This is a genomic window from Streptomyces sp. SYP-A7185 (genome assembly GCF_046103685.1).
Classification (GTDB): Bacteria; Actinomycetota; Actinomycetes; order Streptomycetales; family Streptomycetaceae; genus Streptomyces.
The window spans coordinates 2,234,444-2,259,975 of the sequence record NZ_CP122310.1 but is presented as its reverse complement, the minus strand read 5'-3'; the positions used below and the strand labels follow the sequence as shown (position 1 = coordinate 2,259,975).

At 72.0% G+C, this 25,532-nt stretch carries 24 protein-coding genes; 15 read left to right on the top strand and 9 right to left on the bottom strand.

What is annotated here, in order from left to right; genetic code table 11:
* The first annotated feature begins 27 nt into the window (after window positions 1–27).
* The 8 genes from rplT to QBL25_RS09795 all read left to right on the top strand — a co-directional run bounded on the left by rplT (window position 28) and on the right by QBL25_RS09795 (window position 9,966).
* Window positions 28–411 (top strand): 50S ribosomal protein L20, encoded by a 384-nt coding sequence (gene rplT, locus QBL25_RS09830; RefSeq protein ID WP_361834284.1) that lies wholly within the window; start codon window positions 28–30, stop codon window positions 409–411.
* A gap of 123 nt (window positions 412–534) precedes the next feature.
* A complete protein-coding gene (locus QBL25_RS09825) occupies window positions 535–1,389 on the top strand; it encodes a TrmH family RNA methyltransferase (protein WP_409056631.1) in 855 nt (284 codons plus the stop codon).
* A gap of 55 nt (window positions 1,390–1,444) precedes the next feature.
* Window positions 1,445–2,587 (top strand): ATP-binding protein, encoded by a 1,143-nt coding sequence (locus QBL25_RS09820; protein WP_409056630.1) that lies wholly within the window; start codon window positions 1,445–1,447, stop codon window positions 2,585–2,587.
* Between the two features lie 157 nt (window positions 2,588–2,744).
* Window positions 2,745–3,872 (top strand): phenylalanine--tRNA ligase subunit alpha, encoded by a 1,128-nt coding sequence (gene pheS, locus QBL25_RS09815; RefSeq protein ID WP_409056629.1) that lies wholly within the window; start codon window positions 2,745–2,747, stop codon window positions 3,870–3,872.
* Window positions 3,872–6,382, top strand: a complete 2,511-nt coding sequence (pheT, locus tag QBL25_RS09810; protein ID WP_409056628.1) for a phenylalanine--tRNA ligase subunit beta — start codon at window positions 3,872–3,874, stop codon at window positions 6,380–6,382. Before pheS ends, pheT begins: the two co-directional genes overlap by 1 nt.
* Window positions 6,383–6,691: 309 nt before the next feature.
* A complete protein-coding gene (locus tag QBL25_RS09805; protein ID WP_409056627.1) occupies window positions 6,692–7,729 on the top strand; it encodes a PP2C family protein-serine/threonine phosphatase in 1,038 nt (345 codons plus the stop codon).
* Window positions 7,730–7,997: 268 nt separating this feature from the next.
* A complete protein-coding gene (locus tag QBL25_RS09800) occupies window positions 7,998–9,347 on the top strand; it encodes a transcriptional regulator (RefSeq protein WP_409056626.1) in 1,350 nt (449 codons plus the stop codon).
* Between the two features lie 76 nt (window positions 9,348–9,423).
* Window positions 9,424–9,966, top strand: a complete 543-nt coding sequence (locus QBL25_RS09795; RefSeq protein WP_409056625.1) for an NUDIX hydrolase — start codon at window positions 9,424–9,426, stop codon at window positions 9,964–9,966.
* Here QBL25_RS09795 and QBL25_RS09790 read toward each other — a convergent pair.
* Complete coding sequence (locus QBL25_RS09790; protein WP_409056624.1) at window positions 9,963–10,220, bottom strand: hypothetical protein; 258 nt, start codon at window positions 10,218–10,220, stop codon at window positions 9,963–9,965. The two genes, QBL25_RS09795 and QBL25_RS09790, sit on opposite strands and share 4 nt — an antisense overlap.
* Window positions 10,221–10,467: 247 nt before the next feature.
* Complete coding sequence (locus QBL25_RS09785) at window positions 10,468–11,328, bottom strand: 3-hydroxybutyryl-CoA dehydrogenase (RefSeq protein WP_409056623.1); 861 nt, start codon at window positions 11,326–11,328, stop codon at window positions 10,468–10,470.
* 177 nt (window positions 11,329–11,505) lie between these two features.
* Here QBL25_RS09785 and QBL25_RS09780 point away from each other — a divergent pair, with 177 nt between their 5' ends.
* Window positions 11,506–12,738 carry a glycoside hydrolase family 10 protein gene (locus QBL25_RS09780; RefSeq protein ID WP_409056622.1) on the top strand — a complete coding sequence of 411 codons (1,233 nt, stop codon included), beginning with the start codon at window positions 11,506–11,508 and terminating at the stop codon, window positions 12,736–12,738.
* 18 nt (window positions 12,739–12,756) lie between these two features.
* On the opposite strand, the gene QBL25_RS09775 is transcribed toward QBL25_RS09780, so the two are convergent.
* Both QBL25_RS09775 and QBL25_RS09770 read right to left on the bottom strand, forming a co-directional pair.
* Window positions 12,757–12,951, bottom strand: coding sequence for a DUF1918 domain-containing protein (locus tag QBL25_RS09775; protein WP_409056621.1), 195 nt, complete (start codon window positions 12,949–12,951; stop codon window positions 12,757–12,759).
* A gap of 91 nt (window positions 12,952–13,042) precedes the next feature.
* The gene (locus QBL25_RS09770; RefSeq protein ID WP_409056620.1) at window positions 13,043–14,020 is read right to left on the bottom strand and encodes a DMT family transporter; all 978 of its coding nucleotides are present in this window, start codon (window positions 14,018–14,020) and stop codon (window positions 13,043–13,045) included.
* Between QBL25_RS09770 and QBL25_RS09765 the strand changes: the two genes are divergently transcribed.
* Window positions 14,019–15,464, top strand: coding sequence for a PLP-dependent aminotransferase family protein (locus QBL25_RS09765; protein WP_409056619.1), 1,446 nt, complete (start codon window positions 14,019–14,021; stop codon window positions 15,462–15,464). The genes QBL25_RS09770 and QBL25_RS09765 overlap by 2 nt on opposite strands.
* Before the next feature lie 212 nt (window positions 15,465–15,676).
* Here QBL25_RS09765 and QBL25_RS09760 read toward each other — a convergent pair whose 3' ends face one another.
* The 3 genes from QBL25_RS09760 to QBL25_RS09750 all read right to left on the bottom strand — a co-directional run bounded on the left by QBL25_RS09760 (window position 15,677) and on the right by QBL25_RS09750 (window position 17,936).
* Complete coding sequence (locus QBL25_RS09760) at window positions 15,677–16,180, bottom strand: DUF6314 family protein (RefSeq protein ID WP_409056618.1); 504 nt, start codon at window positions 16,178–16,180, stop codon at window positions 15,677–15,679.
* 188 nt (window positions 16,181–16,368) lie between these two features.
* On the bottom strand, window positions 16,369–17,355 hold the full coding sequence (locus QBL25_RS09755; RefSeq protein ID WP_409056617.1) for an aldo/keto reductase: 987 nt from the start codon (window positions 17,353–17,355) through the stop codon (window positions 16,369–16,371).
* 107 nt (window positions 17,356–17,462) lie between these two features.
* Window positions 17,463–17,936 carry a VOC family protein gene (locus QBL25_RS09750; RefSeq protein WP_409056616.1) on the bottom strand — a complete coding sequence of 158 codons (474 nt, stop codon included), beginning with the start codon at window positions 17,934–17,936 and terminating at the stop codon, window positions 17,463–17,465.
* Between the two features lie 180 nt (window positions 17,937–18,116).
* Here QBL25_RS09750 and argC point away from each other — a divergent pair, with 180 nt between their 5' ends.
* Genes argC through QBL25_RS09725 form a run of 5 tightly spaced genes read left to right on the top strand, consistent with a single transcriptional unit; the run spans window position 18,117 to window position 23,025 of the window.
* A complete protein-coding gene (argC, locus tag QBL25_RS09745) occupies window positions 18,117–19,145 on the top strand; it encodes an N-acetyl-gamma-glutamyl-phosphate reductase (protein WP_409056615.1) in 1,029 nt (342 codons plus the stop codon).
* Complete coding sequence (argJ, locus tag QBL25_RS09740) at window positions 19,142–20,296, top strand: bifunctional glutamate N-acetyltransferase/amino-acid acetyltransferase ArgJ (RefSeq protein WP_409056614.1); 1,155 nt, start codon at window positions 19,142–19,144, stop codon at window positions 20,294–20,296. Before argC ends, argJ begins: the two co-directional genes overlap by 4 nt.
* On the top strand, window positions 20,293–21,258 hold the full coding sequence (gene argB, locus QBL25_RS09735) for an acetylglutamate kinase (RefSeq protein WP_409056613.1): 966 nt from the start codon (window positions 20,293–20,295) through the stop codon (window positions 21,256–21,258). The genes argJ and argB overlap by 4 nt, the downstream gene beginning before the upstream one ends.
* Complete coding sequence (locus tag QBL25_RS09730) at window positions 21,255–22,463, top strand: acetylornithine transaminase (RefSeq protein WP_409056612.1); 1,209 nt, start codon at window positions 21,255–21,257, stop codon at window positions 22,461–22,463. Before argB ends, QBL25_RS09730 begins: the two co-directional genes overlap by 4 nt.
* A gap of 7 nt (window positions 22,464–22,470) precedes the next feature.
* On the top strand, window positions 22,471–23,025 hold the full coding sequence (locus QBL25_RS09725) for an arginine repressor (RefSeq protein ID WP_363210941.1): 555 nt from the start codon (window positions 22,471–22,473) through the stop codon (window positions 23,023–23,025).
* Window positions 23,026–23,071: 46 nt separating this feature from the next.
* On the opposite strand, the gene QBL25_RS09720 is transcribed toward QBL25_RS09725, so the two are convergent.
* On the bottom strand, window positions 23,072–24,043 hold the full coding sequence (locus QBL25_RS09720; RefSeq protein ID WP_409056611.1) for a PfkB family carbohydrate kinase: 972 nt from the start codon (window positions 24,041–24,043) through the stop codon (window positions 23,072–23,074).
* Window positions 24,040–25,506, bottom strand: a complete 1,467-nt coding sequence (locus QBL25_RS09715; protein WP_409056610.1) for a purine-cytosine permease family protein — start codon at window positions 25,504–25,506, stop codon at window positions 24,040–24,042. Before QBL25_RS09715 ends, QBL25_RS09720 begins: the two co-directional genes overlap by 4 nt.
* Window positions 25,507–25,532 lie beyond the last annotated feature (26 nt).

Here is a 25,532-nt window from a genome sequence, read left to right as displayed (position 1 = left end):
CACGGCCCCGCTACAAGGAGTTAACAAGTGGCACGCGTCAAGCGGGCAGTCAACGCCCACAAGAAGCGCCGCGCAGTCCTCGAGGCTGCCAAGGGCTACCGCGGTCAGCGTTCGCGCCTGTACCGCAAGGCCAAGGAGCAGGTCACCCACTCCCTGGTCTACAACTACAACGACCGCAAGAAGCGCAAGGGCGACTTCCGCCGCCTCTGGATCCAGCGCATCAACGCCGCTGCCCGCCAGAACGGCATGACGTACAACCGCCTCATCCAGGGTCTGAACGCCGCCAACATCGAGGTGGACCGCAAGATCCTCGCCGAGCTGGCCGTCAACGACCCGAACGCGTTCGCCGCGCTCGTCGAGGTCGCCCAGAAGGCGCTGCCGAGCGACGTCAACGCCCCCAAGGCTGCCTGACGCCTCGCTGTACCTGAGCGTTACTCGCGGACCCGCAGGCCCTTTGGCCTGCGGGTCCGCGTGCGTTCGGTTTCCCGTCCGCCTCCTTGGCCTCCTCCGCCGTCTCCTCCCGAAGGTGAGTTCATGACCGCCGCTCCCGAGCCGATCTCTCCCAAGTCGTCGCGCGTCAGTGCCGCCCGGCGGCTGGCCAAGCGGAACTTCCGGGGGAAGGAGCGGCTGTTCCTCGCCGAGGGGCCGCAGGCCGTGCGGGAGGCCGCGGCGCACCACGGCGCGGCAGGCACGCTCGTCGAGGTGTTCGTGACCGTCGAGGCCGCCGAGCGCTACGCGGACATCGTCGGTGAGGCCCGCGCCGCCGGGGCCCGGGTGCACCTGGCCGACGAGGACGTCATCGGCGACATCTCGACGACCGTGACGCCCCAGGGGCTCGTCGGCGTCTGCCGGTTCGTGGACACCTCCTTCGACGCCGTCCTCGCCGCCCGGCCCAAGCTGGTCGCCGTCCTCGCGCACGTCCGTGACCCCGGGAACGCCGGCACCGTGCTGCGGTGCGCCGACGCGGCCGGGGCCGACGCCGTCGTCCTGACGGACGCCTCCGTGGACCTCTACAACCCCAAGTGCGTACGCGCCTCGGTCGGCTCGCTGTTCCATCTGCCCGTCGCCGTCGGCGTCCCCGTCGAGCGGGCCGTGCAGGGGCTGAAGGACGCGGGCGTCCGCATCCTCGCCGCCGACGGAGCGGGCCGGGACGACCTCGACGACGAGCTGGACAAGGGCACCATGGGCACGCCGTCCGCCTGGGTCTTCGGCAACGAGGCCTGGGGGCTCCCGGAGGAGACCCGCGCACTCGCGGACGCGGTGGTGCGTGTTCCGATCCACGGCAGAGCCGAAAGCCTCAACCTCGCGACGGCCGCGGCCGTGTGCCTCTATGCGTCCGCCCGTGCACAGCGTGCGGCTGGAGGGTGCCGTTCCGTCACTCCCAGCTAGTAGGGTGACGGGCTCGGAGGCCTCCTGCGCCGGTCCGAGAGGTGGGGTACGGGGAATGAGCATCGGCACGAGCGGATCACCGGGAGTACGGGACATTTTGTCCACGCGCGCGGACCAGGGCGCCCTCGGTGACTTCGGCGGCCTCGGTGTCGACCCGGACGACCTGCCCGACGGCCTCGTCGTCGCGGACGAGACCGGCCACGTCATCTGCTTCAACGCCGCGGCCGTGCGCATCACCGCGGTGCCCGCCGCCGACGCCCTGGGCGCCCCGCTGGAGCGGGCCCTGCCCCTGGAAGACCTCGAAGGCCGCCGCTGGTGGCAGCTGACCGATCCGTACGGCGGCCTGGCCACGCGCTTCGCGCAGCCCGAGCGCAACCTCCTGCTGCCCGGCGGGCGCGAGGTCCTCGTCTCCGCGCGCTATGTGCGCACCGCCCCCACCGGGCCCGTGCGCCGCGTGGTCGTCTCCCTGCGCGACACCGAGGCCCGCCGCCGCACCGAGCGCAGCCACGCGGAGCTGATCGCCACCGTGGCGCACGAACTGCGCTCGCCCCTCACCTCCGTGAAGGGCTTCACGGCGACGCTCCTCGCGAAGTGGGAGCGCTTCACCGACGACCAGAAGAAGCTGATGCTGGAGACGGTGGACGCCGACGCCAACCGCGTCACGCGGCTGATCGCCGAGCTCCTGGACATCTCCCGCATCGACTCCGGACGGCTCGAACTGCGCCGCCAGCCCGTCGACATCGGCGCGGCCGTCGGCCGCCACATCCAGGCCCATGTCGCCTCCGGGCAGGACGCCGACCGCTTCCTCGTCCGGATAGAGCAGCCGATGCCCGACTGCTGGGCCGACCCGGACAAGATCGACCAGGTGCTCAGCAACCTGCTGGAAAATGCGGTGCGCCACGGCGAAGGAACCGTCACCATCGACGTGGCGGCCTCGCCGTCCCCCCGCGAGCGGGACGGCGCGGAGACCGCCGTGACCGTGAGCGACGAGGGAACGGGCATTCCGGAGGAATCGATGGGCCGCGTCTTCACCCGCTTCTGGCGGGGCAGCAAACGCGGCGGGACGGGACTCGGCTTGTACATCGTGAAGGGCATCGTGGAAGCGCACGGCGGGACGATCACCGTCGGCCGCGCGCCCGGCGGCGGCGCCCAGTTCCGATTTACGTTGCCCGTGGGCACTCCGGCGTATCTTCTCTGATCACTCGTGATCCGCCGGAGCACCGCCCGCGGGCTCATTCACCCGCGTCACCCCCGTTAGACTCGATCCTTGGCACGTTTGCGTCCCCCTATGCGGACGATTCGTCTCCGAGTCGTAGACGGGGACCATCACCAGCCAAACGGAAGCACGGGAAGAGATGTCGGCACCGAACAAGTCGTACGACCCTGTTGAGGTCGAGGCACTGAAACCTGAAGAGATCGAGCGCATGCGGGACGAGGCGCTCGCCGCCTTCGCGGCCGCCGGCGACCTCGAACAGCTCCAGGAGGCCAAGGTCGCGCACACCGGCGGCACCTCGCCGCTGTCCCTCGCCAACCGCGAGATCGGCGCGCTGCCCCCGCAGGCCAAGGCCGAGGCCGGCAAGCGCGTCGGCATGGCGCGCGGCGCGGTCAGCAAGGCGCTCGCCGCCCGCCAGAGCGAGCTGGAGGCCGAGCGCGACGCCCGGGTGCTCGTCGAGGAGGCAGTGGACGTCACGCTGCCGTACGACCGCGTCCCGGCCGGTGCCCGGCACCCGCTGACCACGTTCATGGAGCGGGTCGCGGACGTCTTCGTCGCCATGGGCTACGAGATCGCCGAGGGCCCCGAGGTCGAGGCGGAGTGGTTCAACTTCGACGCCCTGAACTTCACCCCGGACCACCCGGCCCGGCAGATGCAGGACACGTTCTTCGTCCAGGGGCCCGAGGGCGCCGACGGCGCGGAGTCCGGTGTCGTGCTGCGCACCCACACCTCTCCGGTGCAGGCCCGCGCGATGCTCGACCGTGAGCCGCCCGTCTACATCGTCTGCCCCGGCCGGGTGTACCGCACGGACGAGCTGGACGCGACGCACACCCCGGTCTTCCACCAGATCGAGCTGCTCGCCGTGGACGAGGGCCTGACCATGGCCGACCTCAAGGGCACCCTGGACCACATGGTCCAGTCGCTCTTCGGCGCGGACATGAAGACGCGCCTGCGTCCGAACTACTTCCCGTTCACCGAGCCGTCCGCCGAGATGGACATGGTCTGCTACGTCTGCCGCGGCGAGTCCGTGGGCAATCCCGACCGCCCCTGCCGCACCTGCGGCAGCGAGGGCTGGATCGAGCTGGGCGGCTGCGGCATGGTCAACCCGAAGGTACTCACCGCCTGCGGTGTCGACCCCCAGAAGTACAGCGGATTCGCCTTCGGGTTCGGCATCGAACGGATGCTGATGTTCCGCCACAACGTCGAAGACATGCGAGACATGGTCGAGGGTGACGTCCGGTTCACCCGGCCCTTCGGGATGGAGATCTGATGCGGGTCCCGCTTTCCTGGCTGCGGGAGTACGTCGATCTCCCCGCCACCGAGACCGGCCGTGACGTCCAGGCCAAGCTGATCGAGGTCGGCCTCGAGGTCGAGACCGTCGAGCAGACCGGCGCCGGCCTCACCGGGCCGCTGGTCGTCGGCAAGGTCCTGACCATCGAGGAGCTGGAGGGCTTCAAGAAGCCCATCCGCTTCTGCACGGTCGACGTCGGCTCCGCCAACGGCACCGGCGAGCCGCAGGAGATCGTCTGCGGCGCACGGAACTTCGCCGTCGGCGACAAGGTCGTCGTCGTGCTCCCGGGCGCCGTCCTGCCCGGCGACTTCAAGATCGCCGCCCGCAAGACGTACGGCAAGACGTCGCACGGCATGATCTGCTCCGGCGACGAGCTGGGCATGGGCGACGACGGGAGCGGCGGCATCATCGTCCTGCCGCCCGAGCACGAGGCCGGCACGGACGCCATCGAGCTGCTCGAACTGGTCGACGAGGTCCTGGACATCGCCGTCACGCCCGACCGCGGGTACGCGCTCTCGATGCGCGGCGTCGCCCGCGAGGCCGCCATCGCGTACGGCCTGCCGCTGCGCGACCCGGCGCTCCTTGACGTGCCCGCGCCGAACGCCTTCGGCTATCCGGTCAAGATCTCCGACCCGCGCGGCTGCGACCGCTTCACCGCGCGCACGGTCACGGGCCTGAAGCCCGAGGCCCGCTCGCCGATCTGGTTGCAGCGCCGCCTCCAGAAGGCGGGCATGCGCCCGATCTCGCTCGCCGTCGACGTCACGAACTACGTGATGCTGGAGCTCGGCCAGCCCCTGCACGCCTACGACCGCTCGCGCATCGAGGGCACGATCGGTGTGCGCCGTGCCGAGCAGGGCGAGAAGTTCACGACGCTCGACGGCGTCAAGCGCGTCCTCGACGCCGAGGACCTGGTCATCACCGACGACCGCGGCCCCATCGGCCTCGCGGGCGTCATGGGCGGCGCGAACACCGAGATCGCCGACCACGAAGAGACCGCCGGGACCACCGACGTCGTCATCGAGGCCGCGCACTTCGACGCGATCTCCATCGCCCGCACGGCCCGGCGCCACAAGTTGCCCTCCGAGGCAGCCAAGCGCTTCGAGCGCGGCGTCGACCCGCAGGCCGCGTCGGCCGCGGCGCAGCGCACGGTGGACCTCCTGGTCCTGCTCGCGGGCGGCACCGCCGAGGCCGGGGTCACCGAGGTCATCGCGCCCTCCGCGCCGCACACGATCACGATGCCGGCCGATCACCCGGACAAGGTCGCCGGCGTGGCGTACGGCCGCGAGACCGTCGTGCGCCGCCTCCAGGAGGTCGGCTGCGACGTCTACGGCCAGGACGCCCTGACCGTCACCGTGCCGTCCTGGCGCCCCGACCTCGCCGAGCCGAACGACCTCGCCGAAGAGGTCATCCGCCTCGAGGGGTACGAGAACCTCCCGTCGACGTTGCCCAAGCCCCCCGCGGGCCGCGGTCTGACCGACCGGCAGCGGCTGCACCGCCGCTTCGGGCGCGCGCTCGCCGGCAGTGGATTCGTCGAGGCGCCGAACTACCCCTTCATCGGCGAGCAGGTCTTCGACCAGCTGGGCCTTGAGCCCGGCGACCCCAAGCGGCGGGTCGTGAAGCTGGTCAACCCGCTCTCCGACGAGGAGCCCGCGCTCCGTACGACGCTGCTCCCGGGCCTGCTCGGCGCGCTGCGCCGCAACGAAGGCCGCGGCAACCACGACCTGGCGCTCTTCGAGACGGGCCTGGTCTTCCAGCCCCGCGAGGAGGCCCGGGTCGCGGTGCGGCTGCCCGTCGACCGCCGTCCCACGGACGAGGAGATCGCCTCCCTGACCGAGGCGCTCCCCGTCCAGCCGCGGCACGCCGCCGTCGTCCTCGCGGGCGCCCGCGAGCAGGCCGGCTGGTGGGGCAAGGGCCGTCCGTCCGAGTGGGCCGACGCGGTGCAGGCCGCGCGTGACCTGGCCGCCGAGTCGGGCACCGAACTGCTGGTGCGCCAGGGGCAGTACGGCCCGTGGCACCCGGGCCGGTGCGCCGAGCTCGTCGTCGTGATCGACGGTGCGGAGGAGGTCGTCGGGTACGCGGGCGAGCTGCACCCGCGTGTCGTCAAGACGCTGGGTCTGCCCGCGCGCACCTGCGCGATGGAGCTGGACCTGGACCGCCTTGAGGACGCCGGAACCGGAGTCCCGCGGGGTCCGAAGATCTCCACGTTCCCGGTCGCCACGCAGGACGTCGCGCTCGTCGTCGACGGCGGTGTCCCGGCCATCGACGTGGAGAAGGCGCTGCGTGAGGGCGCGGGTGAACTGCTCGAGTCCATCCGGCTGTTCGACGTCTTCACCGGCGAGCAGATCGGGGCGGGCAAGAAGTCCCTGGCGTACGCGCTGCGCTTCCGCGCGGCCGATCGCACGCTGACCGTGGACGAGGCCTCCGCGGCCCGTGACGCGGCCGTCGCCCTGGCGGCCGAGCGGACCGGCGCGGTGCTGCGCGGAGCGTAGTCACCGCCTGTAGTCGCCGCCAGGCGCACAAGAGGCGCAAAGAAGGGCGTATCCGGACCTCCGGGTACGCCCTTCACTCGTTTGAGTGGCAAGTAAGCCCTCTCTAGCCCGATCGGCCCATGCGGTCGACAGAATCAGTCCGGCCGCAGGGGTCGTGATCGGCAAGGCCTGCGCGGTCCGCACGCTGAACAGGGCCTTAGGGGGGCCGTCGGCATGATCCGTATCAGGGCTGGAGCTCCCCGCCGGGCGCTGCTCCGGGAGAGGCACCGCGCCAGGCTCCGGGCGAGGACCAGGGCGAGGGCGTCCCGGATGGACCCGCCGAGGATCCGGCGCGTGCTCGCCCTCGGCCTGCCCGCGGTGTGGGGCGCGGCCGCCATCACGTACAAACTGGTCTGCCCGCTCGCGCAGCGGGACGGCCTGGGCGCGCGGATCGTCACCAGCGCGGTCTTCTTCGCCGTCGGCGCCGGTCTGATATTGCAGGCCCGCGGCGCCCTGCTCCGGGAAGTGCGCCAGCTGCGCGAGGTCGCGGGCGCCGCCCAGAACGCTCTGCTGCGGCCACTGCCGCCCCGCGTCGAGGGCCTCACGGTCGCGGCCGGGCGGATCTCCGCGTCCCGCGGCGCCTCGGTCGGCGGGGATCTGTACGAGGTGGTGGCCACCGACCACGGCGTGCGCATCGTGATGGGCGACGTGCGCGGGCACGGCCTGACCGCCCTCGGCACGGCCGCCGCCGTGCTCGGCAGCTTCCGCGAGGCGGCGCACGAGGAGACCGAACTGCCGCACGTCCTGAGAAAGCTGGAGCGTGCCCTCGGGCGGCATCTGCGGGAGCGGTCGCGGGCCGAGCACCCGGCAGGCGGCGCTCCGGAGCCGGAGAGTCCGCTGGCCGAGGAGTTCGTCACCGTCCTCCTGATGGAGATCGGCCCGGACGGCGGGATGACCGCGCTCAACTGCGGCCACCCGTGGCCGCACCGCCTGAGCGGGAACGCCGAGCCGGTCACGGGCGAGGAACCGCTGCCGCCGCTGGGTCCCTTCCCGCTCCCCGCCGAACTGCCGTTGCTGCACTGCGGACCGCTCCTGCCGGGCGAGGCGCTCGTCCTGCACACGGACGGCATGGAGGACGCGCGGGACGCGGCCGGACGGTTCTTCCCGCTCCGGGCGGCGCTCACCGAGGCGGTGCGGGTCCCGCCGGTCGTGCCCCAGACGGTGATCCGCGCGGTGTACGCCCAGCTCCTGCGGCACGCGGGGCGGCCCCCCACCGACGACGCCGCGCTCCTGGTCCTGCGCAACGACCGCCGGCGGGTGCCGCTCCAGCAGGGGGAGACGGTGCGTCGGGAAAGCACCATGACGTGACGCACCGTCATCCTCCACCGGCCGTGCGCCGTCCGTCCCCGCCTTGGAGGTGTCGGGCAGACGGCGGGGCGGACGGCGCCGTTGAGGACCGCCGCACTTTTTGAGGGGGAGCCGGCGGCCCGGCCGGCCTCCTTGTGAGGAACCTCAGTCAAGCGTGACGGGAGTGGCGACGGCAGAGCGCACACCCCCCGGATTCGGGCGTTCCGTTCACACCCCGTGTGAAGTCACCTCTACTACGCTGGCCACACCGAGCCACCGGAGGGCCTCCATGCAGCCCAATACCCTGCTCGACGCGATCCTCGACGAGGCGGGAATCTCCCACGCGGGCCTGGCTGCCCACGTCAACCAGGCGGGGAAGAGGCGCGGCCTCGCCCTGCGGTACGAACACACCGCCGTGTCACGGTGGTTGAAGGGGCAGCGGCCGAGAGGCCAGGTGCCCGACTTGATCTGCGAGGTGCTCGCGGGGCGACTCCAGCGCACCGTGACCCTCGACGACATCGGCCTCGGCGTGCCGGGGCGGCCGACCGTGGGGCACGGCTCCATGGCCTCGACGCTCTCCGGCTTCGTGGAGCGGGCCACGGCGCTGTGGCGCTCGGACGAACAGCAGCGCCCGCACCTCCTGGGCGCGCCCGCGGTCACGGGCACCCCCGCAGTGATGCCCGTCTGGGAGTGGGAGAACCCGCCTGAGGACGTGGACGTGTCGCGCGGCGGCAGACACCAGGTGAGCACGGCCGACATCGACATGATGCGGGCGGCCCGCGCCCACTACGAGCAGATGTACCGCAAGACCGGTGGCATCGCGACCCGCACCCGCATCGTCGGCTTCCTCAACGCCGAGGCCGCGCCCCTGCTGCGCGGCAGCTACACGGACGAGACGGGACGCCAACTGCACCGGTCCACGGGCGGGTTGGTGGCCATCGCGGGCATCTGCGCCTACGACTCGGACGCGCACGGCCTGGCCCAGCGCTACTTCCACCAGGCCCTGCGCCTGGCGAAGGCCAGCGGGGACCGGGGGCTCGGCGCCTATGTGATCGCGCTGCTCGTCAACCAGTCCCTGTTCATGCGCGAGTACCGCCAGGCGGTGGCCTTCGCGGAGGCCGCGCTGCGCGCCGCGGGGCGCGAGCTGACCCCGGCCCTGGCGTCCGATCTCTACGCCATGCAGGCCAAGTCGTACGCACACCTGGGCGACGGCAGCAGCGCGCTGTCGTGCATCCGGCGTGCGGAGGTCGCCGCCGACCGCATCCGGCGGGGACGCGAGCCGGACGAGACCGGCTATGTCCAGCCCGGGCTAGTCAACGTACAAGTGGCGGAGGCCCTGCTCAGTCTGGGGGACCTCACGGGGGCGTACGAGCATGCGGCGGCCGCGGTGGACACCCCGGCGCACGACCGGGGCCGGGTCCACCGGCTCGCGATGCTCAGCCAGATCGAACTGCGCCAGGGAAACACCGACGAGGCCGTGGCCACGGCCGTGGAAATGGCCGAACAGGCCCGGGGAATGGAGTCACAAAGGCTGCGCGACCGGCTGCGGGCCGTGCGGGAACATCTGGTACGCAGCGACTGCGCGGGCACGGCCGAGGCGGCCGAACTCATCGACGGGGCGTTGCGCGTACCCCTGTGACGTGCACCGCCCGGCACTGCTCTGAACACCCTCCTGCTGCGATATTGCCATCTACTCGGCGGAAGGTGGCAGAACCGTGCAGTGGACGAAACAAAGCGAACAAACTGTGTATGGAAATCGATGGTTCACGGTCAATCTGGCAGACGTGGAACTGCCCGACGGCCGGCACCTCGATCACTTCCTGATACGGCTGCGGCCCGTCGCCGTGGCCACCGTCGTCAATGAATCCAACGAGGTGCTGCTGCTCTGGCGGCACCGCTTCATCACCGACAGCTGGGGCTGGGAACTCGCGGCGGGCGTGGTCGAGGACGGCGAGGACATCGCGTTCGCGGCAGCCCGGGAAATGGAGGAGGAAACCGGCTGGCGGCCGGGCCCGTTGCGACACCTGATGAGTGTCGAGCCGTCCAATGGGCTCACCGACGCCGTGCACCACATCTACTGGTCCGACGTGTGCACCTACATCGGTCATCCCGAGGACGACTTCGAGTCCGACCGCCGTGAATGGGTCCCACTCAAACTTGTCCCAGACATGGTGGCCCGCGGAGAAGTACCCGCCGCCAATATGGCGGCGGCGCTACTCCTCCTGCACCACCTGCGTCTTGGCCAGGACGCGCACTAACGGCCGATGGCCTGCCAGATCGCCACGGCGAGCGCACCGACCGCCGTCAGGGCGACCAGGGCGGGCAAGGGCCAGCGAGTGTGCTCGAGTGCGGTGATCCTTACGGTCAGTTCGTCCTGGTTCTTGACGCTCTGTTCGTCGTGTTGGGTGAGCAACGCCAGCTGTCCGTCGACGCGGGTCAGACCCACGTCCAAGCTGCGGCGTAACTCGGCGAGTTCTTGCGGGACCACGCGATGCTCGGGGTCGGCGGTCACTGGTCCGCTCCTTTCTGTAGCTGTCCATCCCCCTGATGCGCACGGAAAGTCAACTCGCCCGGTGGCCAGGACGGGAGAGTGTGCGAAGGGCATATGCGAGCCCACGGCGCACACGGTGTGTGAATGCCGCGGGCCCGGCACTCGATCGAGTGCCGGGCCCGCGTGCGGTGCGAAGCCGCGCGTACCAGTGTGAGCGGTGCCGACCGCGTCAGACGGCTCGGACGGGGTCAGACGGGGTCAGGCGGGGTCAGCCGTAGGGGTAGAAGCCCGAGCCGGACTTGCGGCCGAGCCGGCCCGCGTCCACCATCCGCTGGAGCAGCGGGGGAGCGGCGTACAGCGGCTCCTTGTACTCCGCGTACATGGAGTCCGCGACCGAGGCGACGGTGTCGAGACCGATCAGGTCGGCGAGCTTGAGCGGACCCATCGGGTGGGCGCAGCCCATCTCCATGCCGTTGTCGATGTCCTCACGGCTCGCGATGCCCGACTCGAACATCCGGATCGCGGAGAGCAGATACGGGATGAGCAGGGCGTTGACGACGAAGCCCGAGCGGTCCTGGGCGCGGATCGCGTGCTTGCCGAGCACCTTCTCGACCATGGCCTGCGCGCGGCTGATCGTGCCCTCGGACGTCGTGAGCGCGGGGATCAGCTCGACGAGCTGCTGCACCGGGGCCGGGTTGAAGAAGTGGATGCCGATGACCGCGTCGGGGCGGGACGTCGCGACGGCCAGCTTCACCAGCGGGATGGAGGAGGTGTTGGAGGCGAGGATCGCGTCCTGCCGGGTCACCACCTGGTCGAGCACCTGGAAGATCTCGGTCTTGACCGCCTCGTTCTCGACGACCGCCTCGATGACGAGGTCGCGGTCGGAGAACTCCCCGAGGTCGGTCGTGAAGCTGAGGCGGGCGAGCGTCTCGTCCCGCTCCTCCTCCGAGATCTTGCCGCGCTCGGCGGCCTTGGAGAGGGAGTTGTACAGCCGGGTGCGGCCGATCTCCAGGGCCTCGCCGGTGGTCTCCGCGACCATCACGTCCAGTCCGGAGCGGGCGCAGACCTCCGCGATCCCGGCGCCCATCTGGCCGCAGCCCACTACTCCGACGCGTGCGATGTCGGGCATAGAGTCGGTCACCTCGTGCCTTTCGCTGATCAACGGGCGGGCAGCCGCCGTACGGGTGTGGTGTCTGCCCCAGCGGTGAACGTTACTCCGGAACCTCAGGTGCATGGCGTGCCGGGTCGGGCATGCTGTCCCTGCAGACTGCGGTTCCGGCGAATACACAGGCCAGGGGGCAAGCGGATGAGGCGTATGTCACGCCGAGGGTTCACGATTGCGGCAGCCGCGATGGTGGCGGGGCTCACAGCCGCGGGCGACGCGGCGGCGGTGCCCGGGAAGGGGCCTGCGCGCCGTGAACTGCGGGGCATGTGGCTGGCGACCGTCGCCAACCGCGACTGGCCCTCCAAGCCCGGACTCACGGCGGACCAGCAGCGCGCCGAGCTGATCGGCCATCTGGACACGGCCGTCCGGCGCCGCCTGAACGCCGTGATCTTCCAAGTGCGGCCCACCGCCGACGCGTTGTGGCCCTCGCCGTACGAACCCTGGGCGGAGTGCCTCACCGGCACCCAGGGCAAGCACCCCGGCTGGGACCCGCTGGGCACCGCCGTGACCGAGGCGCACCGCAGAGGCCTGGAGCTGCACGCCTGGTTCAACCCCTTCCGCATCGCCAACCACACGGACCCCTCGCGTCTGGTCCCGACCCACCCCGCGCGGCTGCACCCCGACTGGGTCGTGCCGTACGGCGGGAAGCTCTACTACAACCCCGGTCTGCCCGAAGTGCGGCGTTTCGTGCAGGACGCGATGCTCGACGCCCTGCGCCACTACGCCATCGACGCGGTGCACTGGGACGACTACTTCTACCCGTACCCGGTCGCCGGGCAGGTCTTCGACGACGACGACGCCTTCGCGCGGTACGGCGGCGGCTTCCCGGACCGGGCCGCCTGGCGGCGCGACAACATCGACCGCCTGGTGCGCGAGATGGCGGCGCGGGTGAAGAAGGTGCGGGGGCGCGCGCAGTTCGGGATCAGCCCCTTCGGGGTCTGGCGCAACGCCTCCACCGACCCGCTCGGTTCGGACACCCGGGCGGGCGTGCAGACCTACGACAACCTGCACGCCGACACCCGCGGCTGGGTCAAGAAGGGCTGGCTGGACTACATCTGTCCCCAGCTCTACTGGAACATCGGGTTCACCGTCGCGGACTACGGCAAGCTGCTGCCCTGGTGGGCCGACGTCGTCAAGGACACGGGCGTGCGGCTGTACGTGGGGGAGGCCCTCTACAAGGCGGGCGACCCCGCGCAGCCCGCGGCCTGGCAGGACCCCGCCGAGCTATCCCGCCATCTCACGTACGCCAAGAAGTTCCCCGAGGCGCGCGGGCACGTGTACTTCTCGGCGAAGGAAGTGGGCGTGGACAAGATCGGCGCGATGGCGCGCGTGGTCGCCGACCATTACCAGAAGCCGGCCAAACCGCCCCGCTGACCCGGTCCGCGCCCGGAGCTACGAGGCCGGGTCCTGATGCCGTACGACGGTGTCGGGGCCCGGTGAGAGCAGCGTCTCGTGGCCGTCCTCGAAGCGGACGCGGAACGGAGGCCCGCCGTCCGCGCCGAGCACCTCCACGACCTCCGCGATCCGGTCGTGCTGCCCGACGATCCTGCCGTGCAGCACCAGCTCGTCGCCTACGGTTGCACGCATCTGGAGCGACCTCCTCGTCCCACCGTGCGGTTGCCTTCCGTGGCCGTCAGTCTACGACCGGTGGCCGGAGTTCCGGCCCTGCCGTCGGCGGCTAGCCGCGCGCCCGCTGGGTGACCGCGATGCACACGAGGACGGCCGCGGCGGTCAGCGGCGCGGCCGGCGTGAGGTGCTCGCCGAGCAGGAACACCGACCACACCAGCGTCAGCAGCGGCTGCGCGAGCTGGAGCTGACTGGCCTTCGGCACGCCGATCGCGGCCATGCCGCGGTACCACACGACCAGGCCGAGGAACTGCGAGCCGATGGCGGCGTAGAGGAGCCCGGCGGTGCTGTGCCCCGTGAGTTGGAAGGGCTCGTGCCGGAGGGCGACGGCCGCCCCCGCCACGGCGAGCGGCAGGCACAGGACCAGCGCCCAGCCGATGACCTGCCACCCCGGCATCTCGCGGGCCAGCCGGCCGCCCTCGGTGTATCCGGCCGCGCAGATCAGGAGCGAGGCGAAGAGGTAGAGGTCGGCGGTCGACAGGGCGCCGCCGCTCTGCTGCACGGTGAACGCGATCACCGCCGCCGCGCCCGTGAGGGCCGCGGCCCAGAACGTCCGCGAGGGCCGGGCGCCGGTGCGCAGCGCCGAGAAGACGGCGGTCGTCAGCGGGAGCAGGCCCACGACCACGGCCGCGTGGGCGGTCGTGGAGGTCTGGAGGGCGAGCGTGGTGAGCAGCGGGAAGCCGATGACGACTCCGGCGGCCACGACCGCGAGCCCGGTCCAGTGGCGGCGGGCGGGCGGCGCGACGCGCAGGGCGAGCAGCGCCCCGCCCGCGATGACCGCGCTCAGGACGCAGCGCAGGGCCACGAACGACCAGGGGCCGATGCCTTCCAGGCCCCAGGCGGTGGCGGGGAAGGTGAGCGAGAAGGCGGTGACGCCGAGCGCGGCCATGACGGTGCCGGTGCGGCGGGAGCCGTGCGGGCGCGGGGACCCCGGGCCGTCCGGACGGCCGGTGACCGCGGCTTCGTGGACACCTGCGGGCGGGGTGACCGCTATCCGGTTCGGGCGAGTAGCGCTATCCTGTGCTGTCATGCATGAGGGTAGCAGCGTCGCTGAGTTGGCAAAACGGTTGCGGGACGAGCTGGACCGCTACTCACCAGGTGGAAAGCTGCCGTCGAGTCGGACGCTGGTCGACCGGTTCCGGGTGAGCCCGGTGACCGTGTCGCGGGCCCTGGGGCAGCTGGCAGCCGAGGGCCTGGTCGTCACCCGCCCCGGCGCCGGTGTCTTCCGCGCCGAGCAGCAGGCCGCCGCCGCGCCGGCGGGGGACACCTCGTGGCAGGAGGTGTCGCTGAGCGCCGACGCGGCCACCGAGCCGGTGCCGCGCGCGGTGGACGCCTCCGGGGTCCTGGTCACGCTGGCGGCGCCCTCGCCCGGCGTCATCGAGTTCAACGGCGGCTATCTGCATCCCTCGCTCCAGCCCGAGCGCGCGATGGCGGCGGCCCTGGCGCGGGCGGGACGGCGGCCCGGGGCGTGGGGGAGGCCTCCGATCGACGGGCTGCCCGAGCTGCGGGAGTGGTTCGCGCGCGGCATCGGCGGGGCGATCACGGCCGCCGAGGTGCTGATCACCGCGGGCGGCCAGAGCGGGCTCACCACGGCCCTGCGGGCGCTCGCCCCGCCCGGCGCGCCCGTCCTGGTCGAGTCGCCCACGTACCCCGGCATGCTGGCCATCGCCCGCGCGGCGGGGCTGCGGCCCGTTCCGGTGCCGGTGGACGTCGACGGCGTACGTCCCCAGCTGCTGGCGGCGGCGTTCAAGGCCACGGGGGCGCGGGTCTTCGTCTGCCAGCCGCTGTTCCAGAACCCGACCGGTGCGGTGCTGTCGGCGGAGCGCCGCCCCGAGGTGCTGCGCATCGCGCGCGAGGCGGGGGCCTTCGTCATCGAGGACGACTTCGTGCGCCGCCTCGTGCACGAGGACGCCGGGCCGCTGCCCAAGCCCCTCCAGGCGGACGATCCCGACGGGGTCGTCGTGCACGTCTGCTCGCTCACCAAGGCCACGTCGCCGAGCTTCCGGGTGAGCGCGCTCGCCGCGCGCGGACCGGTCCTGGAGCGGCTGCGCGCGATCCAGGTCGTCGACCACTTCTTCGTGCCGCGGCCCCTCCAGGAGGCGGCACTCGAACTGGTCGGCTCCCCGGCCTGGCCGCGCCATCTGCGCAACGTGGCGGGCGAGTTGAAGGACCGCAGGGACGCGATGGCCGCGGCCCTGCGCCTGCACCTGCCCGAACTGGCCCTGCCGCACATCCCCGCGGGCGGCTACCTCCTGTGGCTGCGCCTGCCCGACGGAGCGGACGAGGCCGCCCTGACGGGCGCGGCACTGCGGGCGGGCGTCGCGGTGGCCCCGGGCCGCCCGTACTTCGCGGCCGAACCCCCGGCGGCCCACCTCCGCATGAGCTTCGCGGCGGTCGCGGGGGCCGGAGAGATCGCCGAGGGGGTACGCAGACTGCGGGGGGCGTGCGACGAGGTGTGGGGGACGCCCCGCTGAGGGAGGGCCACGGAGGGCGGTCACGGACCCCGGGGACGCCGTGCGCGATGTGCGCGGCGGCTGGTTTCACCGGGGTCGGTTCGGTGTGCTGCGTCGCGCGGGACCCGTGGGCCCCGGCCACCGGGCAGCCGTCGTCCGGGGCGCGGGCCGGGGCGCCGGGCACCCGGCGGTTCGGGAGAGCGCGGTGCATGCCCCGCCAGCCGTGCGGATCGCTAGCGGGACGGGGTTTCCGGACGCGGAGGGCTTGGTGGAGCTGTGTGCCGCGCAGTGGGATCGCCTCGGGTGTACGCCGTCGTGAGGATCAGGTCCTTGGCGGGGCCCGCGACCCGCCAGCGCGTGCGCCAGCGCCGTTCGTCGTACACCTCGAACTCGCCGCGGTAGAGGTCGAGCGCGCACGGGTGGTCGGCGGTGTGCCGGCCGGTGCGCAGGTCCAGGTCGTGGAAGGGGCGGCCGTCGGCGAAGCGGACGTGCGCGGTGGCCGGGTCGCCGCCCGGCAGGAAGAGCAGGGTGCGCTCGGCGGGCCGTGGCGTCCCGCGCCAGGTGAAGGTGCCGGACTCGTGGTGCAGCAGACCGCCGTCCTCGGACGGCGTGAACACCGTCGTCCCCGAGAAGTGGCCCTCCGCGTTCCCCGCCAGGTCCCGCGCCGTCCGCTCCACCTGCCACGACCCGGCCAGGTAGGCCAGCACGTCACGTACGCCGTGGAAGTCCTCGCTCATCGCACGCCCCGTCCCGCGCCCACCGCCCGCCGCGCCATGGGCGCGACGGGCTCGGCTGCTGCATCCGGAAAGGGCATGCCCGCAGGTTACGCGGCTCCGGCAGAACCCCCGGAGCCCCGGGCCCCCGGAGTCTGGACCCCCGGAACCTCAGACCCCCCTCCCGTGATGTCCGCCCCTGCTCAGGATGTCTACTTGTCGACGAAACCCAGGCTGCCCTCGTCGTACCGGGTCCCGGCGACCGCCTCCGCCGGTGCCGCCGCGTCGATCGCCGCGAGCTCCTCGGCGGAGAGCTCGACGTCCAGCGCCCCCAGGTTCTCCGTGAGGTACTTCTCCCGGCGCGTGCCCGGGATCGGCACCACGTCCTCGCCGCGGTGCTGCACCCAGGCCAGGGCCAGCTGCCCCGCCGTGACGCCCTTCTCCTCGGCGAGCTTGTCGAGGGCGGTCACGATGGGCAGGTTCCGCTCCAGGTTCCCGTCGGCGAACCGCGGCTGGCCACGCCGCATGTCGCCTTCCTGGAGCCCGGCGAGCGAGGTGTAGCGCCCGGTCAGGAAGCCGCGCCCGAGCGGCGAGAACGGCACGAGTCCGATCCCGAGCTCGCGGCAGACCGGAGCGATCTCCGCCTCCAGGTCCCGCGTCCACAGCGACCACTCGCTCTGCAGCGCGGCGATCGGATGCACCGCGTGCGCCCGCCGGATCGTCCGCGCGCTCGCCTCGGAGAGCCCGAGGTGCCGTACCTTCCCGGCCGCGACGAGCTCGGCCATCGCGCCGACCGTCTCCTCGATGGGCACGGTCGTGTCGACGCGATGCAGGTAGTACAGGTCGATGTGGCCGGTGCCGAGCCGCCGCAGCGAGGCGTCGCACGCCTGGCGTACGTAGGCTGCGTCACCCCTGATCCGCGTCGGCTCGCCCAGGCGGTTGGCGAAGCCGAACTTCGTGGCGACGACGGCCTGCTCCCGGCGGCCGGCCAGCGCGCGGCCGATCAGCTCTTCGTTGTGCCCCGCGCCGTAGAAGTCGGAGGTGTCGAGCAGGGTGACGCCCAGGTCGAGGGCGCGGTGCAGCGTCGCGATCGACTGCGTGTCGTCGGAGGGGCCGTACGCGTGACTCATCCCCATGCAGCCCAGCCCCTGGGCCGAGACGGTCAGTTCCCCGAGACGGCGGGTGGGAACGCTGGTCATGCCTACCTCCAGGTGGAGCCGCCGTGTGCCTGTGTCCGGCGGACGGTCCCGACCCTAGGAGTTCGAGCCGACTCCAAGTCAACCGGTTTCCGGGGGCGTTGCGGCCGTCACCGCTGGTCCGCCGCCGCGTACAGCTGCGCCACGTCGATCTTCTTCATGCCGAGCATGGCGGCCATGGCGCGCTGGGCCCGCCCCTGGTCGGGGTCGGCCAGGAGCGTGGACATCGCGACGGGGACGACCTGCCAGGAGAGGCCGAACCGGTCCTTGAGCCAGCCGCAGGGGCCCTCCTCGCCGCCCTCGGAGAGCTTGGTCCAGTAGTGGTCGACCTCCTCCTGGTCGGCGCAGTCGATGGTGAAGGAGATCGCCTCGTCGAAGGTGAACTGGGGGCCGCCGTTGAGCGCCACGAACGACAGGCCGTCCAGCTCGAACTCGACGGTCATCACGGTCCCGGCCGGACGCGGCCCTGCGTCGCCGTAGCGGGAGACGTTCGTGATCTTCGAGTTGGGGAAGACGGAGACGTAGAACGTGGCGGCTTCCTCGCCCTGGGTGTCGAACCAGAGGGTGGGCGTGATGCGGGGCATGACTCTCTCCTGCCGTCGGCGGGCTCTTCGTGTGTCAGTACTGACCCCGGCCCCCGCGAGAACTCATCGCTCGCGCGTCCCCTTTTCCCTCGATGACCTTCGATGACCCCTGATCCATGACCTTTGATTGCATAAAACTGCGGTGCTGCGTATAGTCATGCCATCAAAGAGGAGGGTTCCATGGCGGTACGCGCAGCAGTGGCAGGAGCGAGTGGGTACGCGGGCGGTGAACTGCTGCGTCTGCTGCTCGTCCACCCCGAGGTGGAGATCGGCGCCCTGACCGGCAACGCGAACGCGGGCCAGCGCCTGGGCGCGCTGCAACCGCACCTGATGCCGCTCGCCGACCGGGTCCTGGAGCCGACCACCGCCGAGGTCCTCGCGGGCCACGACGTCGTCTTCCTCGCGCTGCCCCACGGCCAGTCCGCCGCCGTCGCCGAGCAACTGGGCCCGGACGTCCTCGTCGTCGACATGGGCGCCGACTTCCGGCTCAAGGACGCGGCCGACTGGGAGAAGTTCTACGGCAGCGACCACGCCGGGACCTGGCCCTACGGCCTGCCGGAGCTGCCGGACGCCCGCGCGGCCCTTGCAGGGACCAAGCGCATCGCGGTGCCCGGCTGCTACCCGACGGCCGTCTCGCTCGCGCTCTTTCCCGCGTACGCCGCCGGGCTCGCCGAGGCCGAAGCGGTGATCGTCGCGGCGTCCGGGACCTCGGGCGCGGGCAAGGCGCCGAAGCCGAACCTGCTCGGCTCGGAGGTCATGGGCTCCATGTCGCCGTACGGCGTCGGCGGCGTCCACCGGCACACCCCCGAGATGATCCAGAACCTGTCCGCCGCCGCGGGCACCCCGGTCACCGTCTCCTTCACGCCCACCCTGGCCCCGATGCCCCGCGGCATCCTCGCCACGTGCAGCGCGAAGGCGGCCGAGGGGGTCACCGCCGAGTCCGTGCGGGCCGTGTACGAGAAGGCCTACGCGGACGAGCCGTTCGTGCGGCTGCTCCCGGAGGGCCAGTGGCCCGCGACCGCCGCCGTGTACGGCTCGAACGCCGTGCAGATCCAGGTCGCGTACGACGAGGCGGCGGGCCGCGTCATCGTGATCAGCGCCATCGACAACCTCACCAAGGGCACCGCCGGCGGTGCGGTCCAGAGCATGAACATCGCACTCGGGCTCCCCGAAGAGCTCGGTCTTTCCACGATCGGAGTGGCACCGTGAGCGTCACGGCAGCACAGGGATTCACGGCGGCGGGCATCGCCGCCGGGATCAAGGAGAACGGCAACCCGGACCTGGCCCTCGTGGTCAACACCGGGCCCCGCCTGGCCGCCGCGGGCGTCTTCACCTCCAACCGCGTCAAGGCCGCCCCGGTCCTCTGGTCGGAGCAGGTCGTCAGGGGCGGGCTCGTCTCGGCCGTCGTCCTCAACTCCGGCGGCGCCAACGCCTGTACGGGCCCCCAGGGCTTCCAGGACACGCACGCCACCGCCGAGAAGGTCGCCGAGACCCTCGGTCTGAACGCGGGCGAGGTCGCCGTCGCGTCGACCGGGCTCATCGGCGTCACCCTCCCCATGGACAAGCTCCTGCCGGGCGTCGAGACCGCCGCGGGCGAACTCTCCGCGCACGGCGGCGAGAAGGCCGCCATCGCCATCAAGACCACCGACAGCGTGCACAAGACCGCCGTGGCCGCCGGCGAGGGCTGGACGGTCGGCGGCATGGCCAAGGGCGCGGGCATGCTCGCCCCCGGCCTCGCCACCATGCTCGTCGTCCTCACCACGGACGCCGACGTCGAGGCCGAGGTCCTGGACAAGGCCCTGCGGGACGCCACGAAGGTCACCTTCGACCGGGTCGACTCCGACGGCTGCATGTCGACGAACGACACGGTGCTCCTGCTGGCGTCCGGCGCCTCTCAGGTCGCCCCGGAGTACGCCGCGTTCGCCGAGGCCGTCCGTACCGTCTGCGACGACCTCGCCCGCCAGCTCATCGGCGACGCCGAGGGCGCCAGCAAGGACATCAGGATCGAGGTCGTCAACGCCGCCTCCGAGGACGACGCCGTCGAGGTGGGCCGCTCCATCGCCCGCAACAACCTCCTCAAGTGCGCCATCCACGGCGAGGACCCCAACTGGGGCCGCGTGCTCTCCGCCATCGGCACCACGAAGGCCGCCTTCGAGCCCGACCAGCTGAACGTCGCCATCAACGGCGTCTGGGTCTGCAAGAACGGCAGCGTCGGCGAGGACCGCGACCTGGTCGACATGCGCTACCGCGAGGTCAAGATCACCGCGGATCTCGCGGCGGGCACCGCCGAGCCCGTCGTGATCTGGGCCAACGACCTGACCGCCGACTACGTCCACGAGAACAGCGCGTACTCCTCATGAGCGGCACCGCGGACGACATCACGGACGACAAGGCGAACACCAACCCGACCGCGCGCAAGCACACCGCGCTCCCCAAGGCGCAGATCCTCATCGAGGCGCTGCCCTGGCTGACCCGGCACCGCGGCAAGACCGTCGTCATCAAGTTCGGCGGCAACGCCATGGTCGACGAGGAGCTGAAGGCGGCCTTCGCGCAGGACGTCGTCTTCCTGCACCACGCGGGCCTCAAGCCCGTGGTCGTGCACGGCGGCGGACCGCAGATCAGCGCGGCCCTGGACCGGCACGGCATCGTCAGCGAGTTCAAGGCGGGCCTGCGGGTCACCACCGAGGACGCCATGGACGTCGTACGGATGGTGCTCGCGGGCCAGGTCCAGCGCGAGCTCGTCGGCCTGCTCAACCAGCACGGCCCGCTCGCCGTCGGCCTCACCGGCGAGGACGCGCACACCATCACCGCCACCAAGCATCAGCCCCGCATCGAGGGCGAGCTGGTCGACATCGGCCGCGTCGGCGAGATCACCGAGATCGACACCGGCGCCATCGAGGCCCTGCTCGCCGACGGCCGCATCCCGGTCGTCAGCTCGATCGCCCGCTCCCAGGACGACCACCATGTCTACAACGTCAATGCTGATACGGCGGCTGCGGCACTCGCTGCGGCCCTTGATGCCGAAACCCTCATGGTCCTCACGGACGTCGAGGGCCTCTACGAGGACTGGCCCCACAGTGACGAGGTGATCAGCCGCCTGACCGCGAAGGAGCTGGAGAAGCTCCTTCCCGAGCTGGCCAGCGGCATGGTCCCGAAGATGGAGGGCTGTCTGCACGCCGTGCGCAACGGCGTCGAGACGGCCCGTGTGATCGACGGACGGGTCCAGCACTCGATCCTGCTGGAGATCTTCACCGACGAGGGCATCGGCACGATGGTCGTGCCCGACGCGCCCGACGACCTGACCGAGGGGGAAGCGGCATGAGCGGCAACGAGGAGCTGACGCGGCGCTGGCAGGACGCGCTGATGGACAACTACGGCACGCCCAGGCTGCCCCTCGTCCGCGGCGCGGGCAGCAAGCTGTGGGACGCCGACGGCAAGGAGTACGTCGACTTCGTCGGCGGCATCGCGGTCAACGCGCTCGGCCACGCCCACCCGGCGGTCGTCGAGGCGGTCAGCACCCAGATCGCCTCCCTCGGCCACGTCTCGAACCTCTTCGTCGCCGAGCCGCCGGTCGCCCTGGCCGAACGGCTGCTCCAGCTCTTCGGGCGCCCGGGCCGCGTGTACTTCTGCAACTCCGGCGCCGAGGCCAACGAAGGCGCCTTCAAGCTCGGCCGCCTGACGGGCCGTCCGCACATGGTCGCCACCGAGGGCGGCTTCCACGGCCGGACCATGGGGGCGCTCGCGCTCACCGGCCAGCCCGGCAAGCAGGAACCGTTCCTGCCGCTGCCCGGCGACGTCACGCACGTCCCGTACGGCGACGCGGAGGCCCTGCGGGCCGCGGTCACCGAAGAGACCGCCCTGGTCGTCATCGAGCCCATCCAGGGCGAGAACGGCGTCATCGTGCCGCCGGCGGGCTATCTCAAGGCGGCCCGCGAGATCACCGCGGCCACCGGGACCCTGCTCGTCCTGGACGAGGTGCAGACCGGAATCGGCCGGACGGGCCACTGGTTCGAGTACTTCGCGCACGAGGGCGTTGAGCCCGACGTCGTCACGCTCGCGAAGGGTCTGGGCGGCGGGCTGCCGCTCGGCGCGACCGTCGCGTTCGGCGCGGCGGCCGAGCTCTTCACGCCCGGCCACCACGGCACCACGTTCGGCGGCAACCCGGTGGCCTGCGCCGCCGGACTCGCCGTGCTCGACACGATCGAGGCGGACGGGCTCCTGGAGAACGTGAAGCGGGCGGGCGAGAAGCTGCGCGACGGAATCGAGTCACTGGGACACCCGCTCGTGGGCCACGTCCGGGGTGCGGGCCTGCTGCTGGGTATCGTGCTCACCGAGCCGCTCGCGCCACGGGCGCAGCAGGCGGCTCAGGACGCCGGCTTCCTGGTGAACGTGCCCGCCCCCGATGTCGTACGGCTGATGCCGCCGCTGAACGTGCGCGACGACGAGGTGGACGCGCTCCTGCGGGCCCTGCCCGGCGTGTTTGACCAGGCCACCGCGGCCGACGGGGACGGACGATCCGGAGAATGAGACGACGATGAGCCAGGCGCAAGGCAACGAGCACGCGGAACACCCGGATCACGCCGGGCCCGCGGTGCCGCAGACCCGCACCGCACGCCACCGCCGGATCGTGGACATCCTCAACCGGCAGCCGGTCCGCTCCCAGAGCCAGCTGGCGAAGCTGCTCGCCGACGACGGTCTCACCGTCACCCAGGCGACGCTCTCGCGGGACCTGGACGAGCTGAACGCGGTGAAGATCCGCAACGCCGAGGGCGACCTCATCTACGCGGTCCCGAGCGAGGGCGGTTTCCGCACGCCCCGGGCGCCGCTGGGGGAGTCCGCCAAGGAGGAGCGGATGCGCCGCCTCTCGTCGGAACTCCTGATCTCCGCGGAGGCATCGGCCAACCTGGTCGTCCTGCGCACCCCGCCGGGAGCCGCGCAGTTCCTGGCGTCGGCGATCGACCAGGCGGAACTGCACGACATCCTGGGCACGATCGCGGGCGACGACACCCTGATGCTGATCAGCAGGGAGGCCACGGGGGGCCAGGCCCTGGCGGACCACTTGCTGCGCCTGGCGTCGAACGAACACTGAGCCGCGAGGCCGGGCCGGGACATCCGGCCCGGCCGGGGTTCGGGCCTTACCCCAGCACCCCGCCCAGCGGGTCATCCCCGAGGAACGCCACCAGCTCGGCCACCGTCGGAGCAGTCGCCGGCCCCCGGCGGGTCACCGCGTACGCCGCCGCCGCGTTGGCGCCCCGCGCGGCGGTGAGCGGATCGAGCCCTCGCCCCAACAGGGCGATGAACGCCCCGACATGGGCGTCCCCGGCGCCGTTGCTGTCCACCGCGTCCACGGCGAAGCCCGGCACATGAACCACCTCGTCCGCGCCCGGCGCGGCCAGCCAGCAGCCGTCCTTGTCCGCCCGCACCAGCACCCCGGCCCCCGGCGCGAGCCGCGCGCGCAGGGCGGGCGCGGCCTCCCGCGGGTCGTGGTGACCGCTCATCAGACGGGCCTCGCGGGCGTTGCAGCTCAGCCAGTCGGTCCGGGCGAGGACGGGTTCCAGCACGGCAGGGGGGATGTCGGCGACCAGTGGCGCCGGATCGAAGCAGACCCGGACGTCGGCCGGCAGCCCCGCCGCGAACGCGGAGAGCAGCGGGCCGTTGACCTCCATCACGAGGCCGTACCCGGAGAGCTGGACCGTGTCGCCCGGCCGCAGCGCGTCCGCGACCGCGGCCGTCTCCGCCGCCGTCATCCGCGCGTCCACGCCGAAGCTGGTCACGAACGTCCGCTCGCCCCCGGCGTCGACCAGCGCCACGCAGAACCCCGTGTCCCCGTCCGTACGCGCCGGATGCAAGGTGGCGACGTCCTCGTCGGCGAGGGCGCGGCGCACGAGATCCCCGTACGGGCCCGTCCCGTGGAGCCCCGCGTACACCGCGTCGGCTCCGAGCCGCCGGGCCGCCGTCAGGGCGTTGAAGCCGCCGCCCGCGTACAGCTGTGTACGGGAGCCGATCACGTCGCCGCCCCGTTCGGGCAGCGCGGGGACCTCGATCACGAGGTCGGCGATGACGTTCCCGGCCAGGACCAGGCGGGGAGCAGGTGCGGTGGTGCTCATCGGGCGGTCTCCTCAAGTGCCGGGGCGGGTGCGGAAGGCGACGTGACGTCACGTGAGCCGAAGGCGGCGTACGCCACCGCGCCCACTGCCATCGAGACCGCCCAGCCCAGGCCGTTGGCGCCCGGCCAGGTGTCGGCGAGCGGCCCGGAGAACCACACGTCGTCCGCGCCCGTGCCGGCGGTGGTGAACAGGAGCCCCGACACGATCGCCGCCACCCAGGCGAGCACCGCGGAGAGCCGGAAGCCGCCGGTGTACCAGTAGCGACTGGCCCGCGAGGTGTCCATCAGGCCCTGCGGGTCGTAGTCGCGGCCGCGCAGCATGTCGACCGCGATGACCCCGATCCAGGCGGAGATCGGCACGGCGAGCAGGGTCAGGAACGTGGAGAACGGGCCGTAGAAGTCGTCGGCGATCAGCATGAAGTAGATGCCGCCGAGGAACATCAGCACGATGTCGATGACCACGGCCCAGGCCCGCGGCACCCGCAGACCCAGGGTGATCATGGTGAGGCCCGCGGAGTACGTCGACAGGTGGTTCGACATCAGCAGGCCGCCGAAGGCCGCGATCAGATAGGGGATCGCCATCCAGGACGGCAGCATCGCGTTGATCGCCGAGACCGGGTCGGCGGACGTGGCGAGCGACGGGTCGCCCGCGGTGAGCAGCGAGCCCAGCGAGATGAGCAGCACGAGCGGGATGCCCGCGCCGAACGCGGAGGCGGTGACCAGGCGGCGGCCCGGGATCGTGCGGGGGAGGTAACGGGCGTAGTCCGCACCGGCATTGGCCCAGCCGATGCCGGTGCCCGCGGCGATGAAGCCGATGCCCGCGATGACGCCGCTGCTCGGTCCCGCGGGGGCTTCGAGCACCTTGGACCAGTCGACGGTGGCGACCAGGAAGCCCATCACGATCAGGTTCAGGACGCCGAAGAGGACCGTCGCCCATTTGTTGATCCACATGATGGTGGCGTGGCCGAGGCCGCTGATCAGCAGGGTGCAGGCGATGAAGACCAGCAGGCAGAGCACGGTCAGGAAGGAGTTCTTTTCGACGCCGAAGGCCACCCCGAGCAGGGCGAGCAGCGCGTACGCCGCCGTGGTCGTCGTGATCGTCTCCCAGCCGACCCGGCTCAGCCAGGAGACCAGGGTCGGACCCGCGTTGCCGCGCTGCCCGAACACCGCGCGGGTGAGCGTCAGGGCGGGCGCCCCGCCCTTCTTGCCCGCCAGGCTCAACGCCCCCACCAGCGCGAACGATCCGAACGAACCGACGATCGCGACCAGCGCGGCCTGCCAGATGTTCAGTCCCCGGAAGGCGACGAGCGTCGCGCCGAGCGGCAGCCCGAGGATCGAGATGTTGGCGGCGAACCAGGTCCAGAACATCTGGCCCGCGTGGCCATGACGCTCGCTGTCGGGGACCGGCTCGATCCCTCGGGTCTCTACGGTGCCGACCGACACGTTCTTCGTCGAAGCGGTCATGACGGAACCTCCTTGCGCGGTACGTG

Excerpts from the sequence above, each read along its gene's own strand:
- QBL25_RS09770 (WP_409056620.1), bottom strand. The coding sequence starts at position 14,020 with ATGACAGCACAGGATAGCGCTACTCGCCCGAACCGGATAGCGGTCACC.
- QBL25_RS09715 (WP_409056610.1), bottom strand. The coding sequence starts at position 25,506 with ATGACCGCTTCGACGAAGAACGTGTCGGTCGGCACCGTAGAGACCCGA.
- QBL25_RS09730 (WP_409056612.1), top strand. The coding sequence starts at position 21,255 with ATGAGCGGCAACGAGGAGCTGACGCGGCGCTGGCAGGACGCGCTGATG.
- pheS (WP_409056629.1), top strand. The coding sequence starts at position 2,745 with ATGTCGGCACCGAACAAGTCGTACGACCCTGTTGAGGTCGAGGCACTG.
- QBL25_RS09800 (WP_409056626.1), top strand. The coding sequence starts at position 7,998 with ATGCAGCCCAATACCCTGCTCGACGCGATCCTCGACGAGGCGGGAATC.
- QBL25_RS09780 (WP_409056622.1), top strand. The coding sequence starts at position 11,506 with ATGAGGCGTATGTCACGCCGAGGGTTCACGATTGCGGCAGCCGCGATG.
- QBL25_RS09775 (WP_409056621.1), bottom strand. The coding sequence starts at position 12,951 with ATGCGTGCAACCGTAGGCGACGAGCTGGTGCTGCACGGCAGGATCGTC.
- argB (WP_409056613.1), top strand. The coding sequence starts at position 20,293 with ATGAGCGGCACCGCGGACGACATCACGGACGACAAGGCGAACACCAAC.
- argC (WP_409056615.1), top strand. The coding sequence starts at position 18,117 with ATGGCGGTACGCGCAGCAGTGGCAGGAGCGAGTGGGTACGCGGGCGGT.
- QBL25_RS09760 (WP_409056618.1), bottom strand. The coding sequence starts at position 16,180 with ATGAGCGAGGACTTCCACGGCGTACGTGACGTGCTGGCCTACCTGGCC.
- QBL25_RS09825 (WP_409056631.1), top strand. The coding sequence starts at position 535 with ATGACCGCCGCTCCCGAGCCGATCTCTCCCAAGTCGTCGCGCGTCAGT.
- QBL25_RS09805 (WP_409056627.1), top strand. The coding sequence starts at position 6,692 with ATGGACCCGCCGAGGATCCGGCGCGTGCTCGCCCTCGGCCTGCCCGCG.
- QBL25_RS09720 (WP_409056611.1), bottom strand. The coding sequence starts at position 24,043 with ATGAGCACCACCGCACCTGCTCCCCGCCTGGTCCTGGCCGGGAACGTC.
- QBL25_RS09785 (WP_409056623.1), bottom strand. The coding sequence starts at position 11,328 with ATGCCCGACATCGCACGCGTCGGAGTAGTGGGCTGCGGCCAGATGGGC.
- QBL25_RS09750 (WP_409056616.1), bottom strand. The coding sequence starts at position 17,936 with ATGCCCCGCATCACGCCCACCCTCTGGTTCGACACCCAGGGCGAGGAA.
- QBL25_RS09820 (WP_409056630.1), top strand. The coding sequence starts at position 1,445 with ATGAGCATCGGCACGAGCGGATCACCGGGAGTACGGGACATTTTGTCC.
- QBL25_RS09755 (WP_409056617.1), bottom strand. The coding sequence starts at position 17,355 with ATGACCAGCGTTCCCACCCGCCGTCTCGGGGAACTGACCGTCTCGGCC.
- QBL25_RS09725 (WP_363210941.1), top strand. The coding sequence starts at position 22,471 with ATGAGCCAGGCGCAAGGCAACGAGCACGCGGAACACCCGGATCACGCC.
- pheT (WP_409056628.1), top strand. The coding sequence starts at position 3,872 with ATGCGGGTCCCGCTTTCCTGGCTGCGGGAGTACGTCGATCTCCCCGCC.
- QBL25_RS09765 (WP_409056619.1), top strand. The coding sequence starts at position 14,019 with ATGCATGAGGGTAGCAGCGTCGCTGAGTTGGCAAAACGGTTGCGGGAC.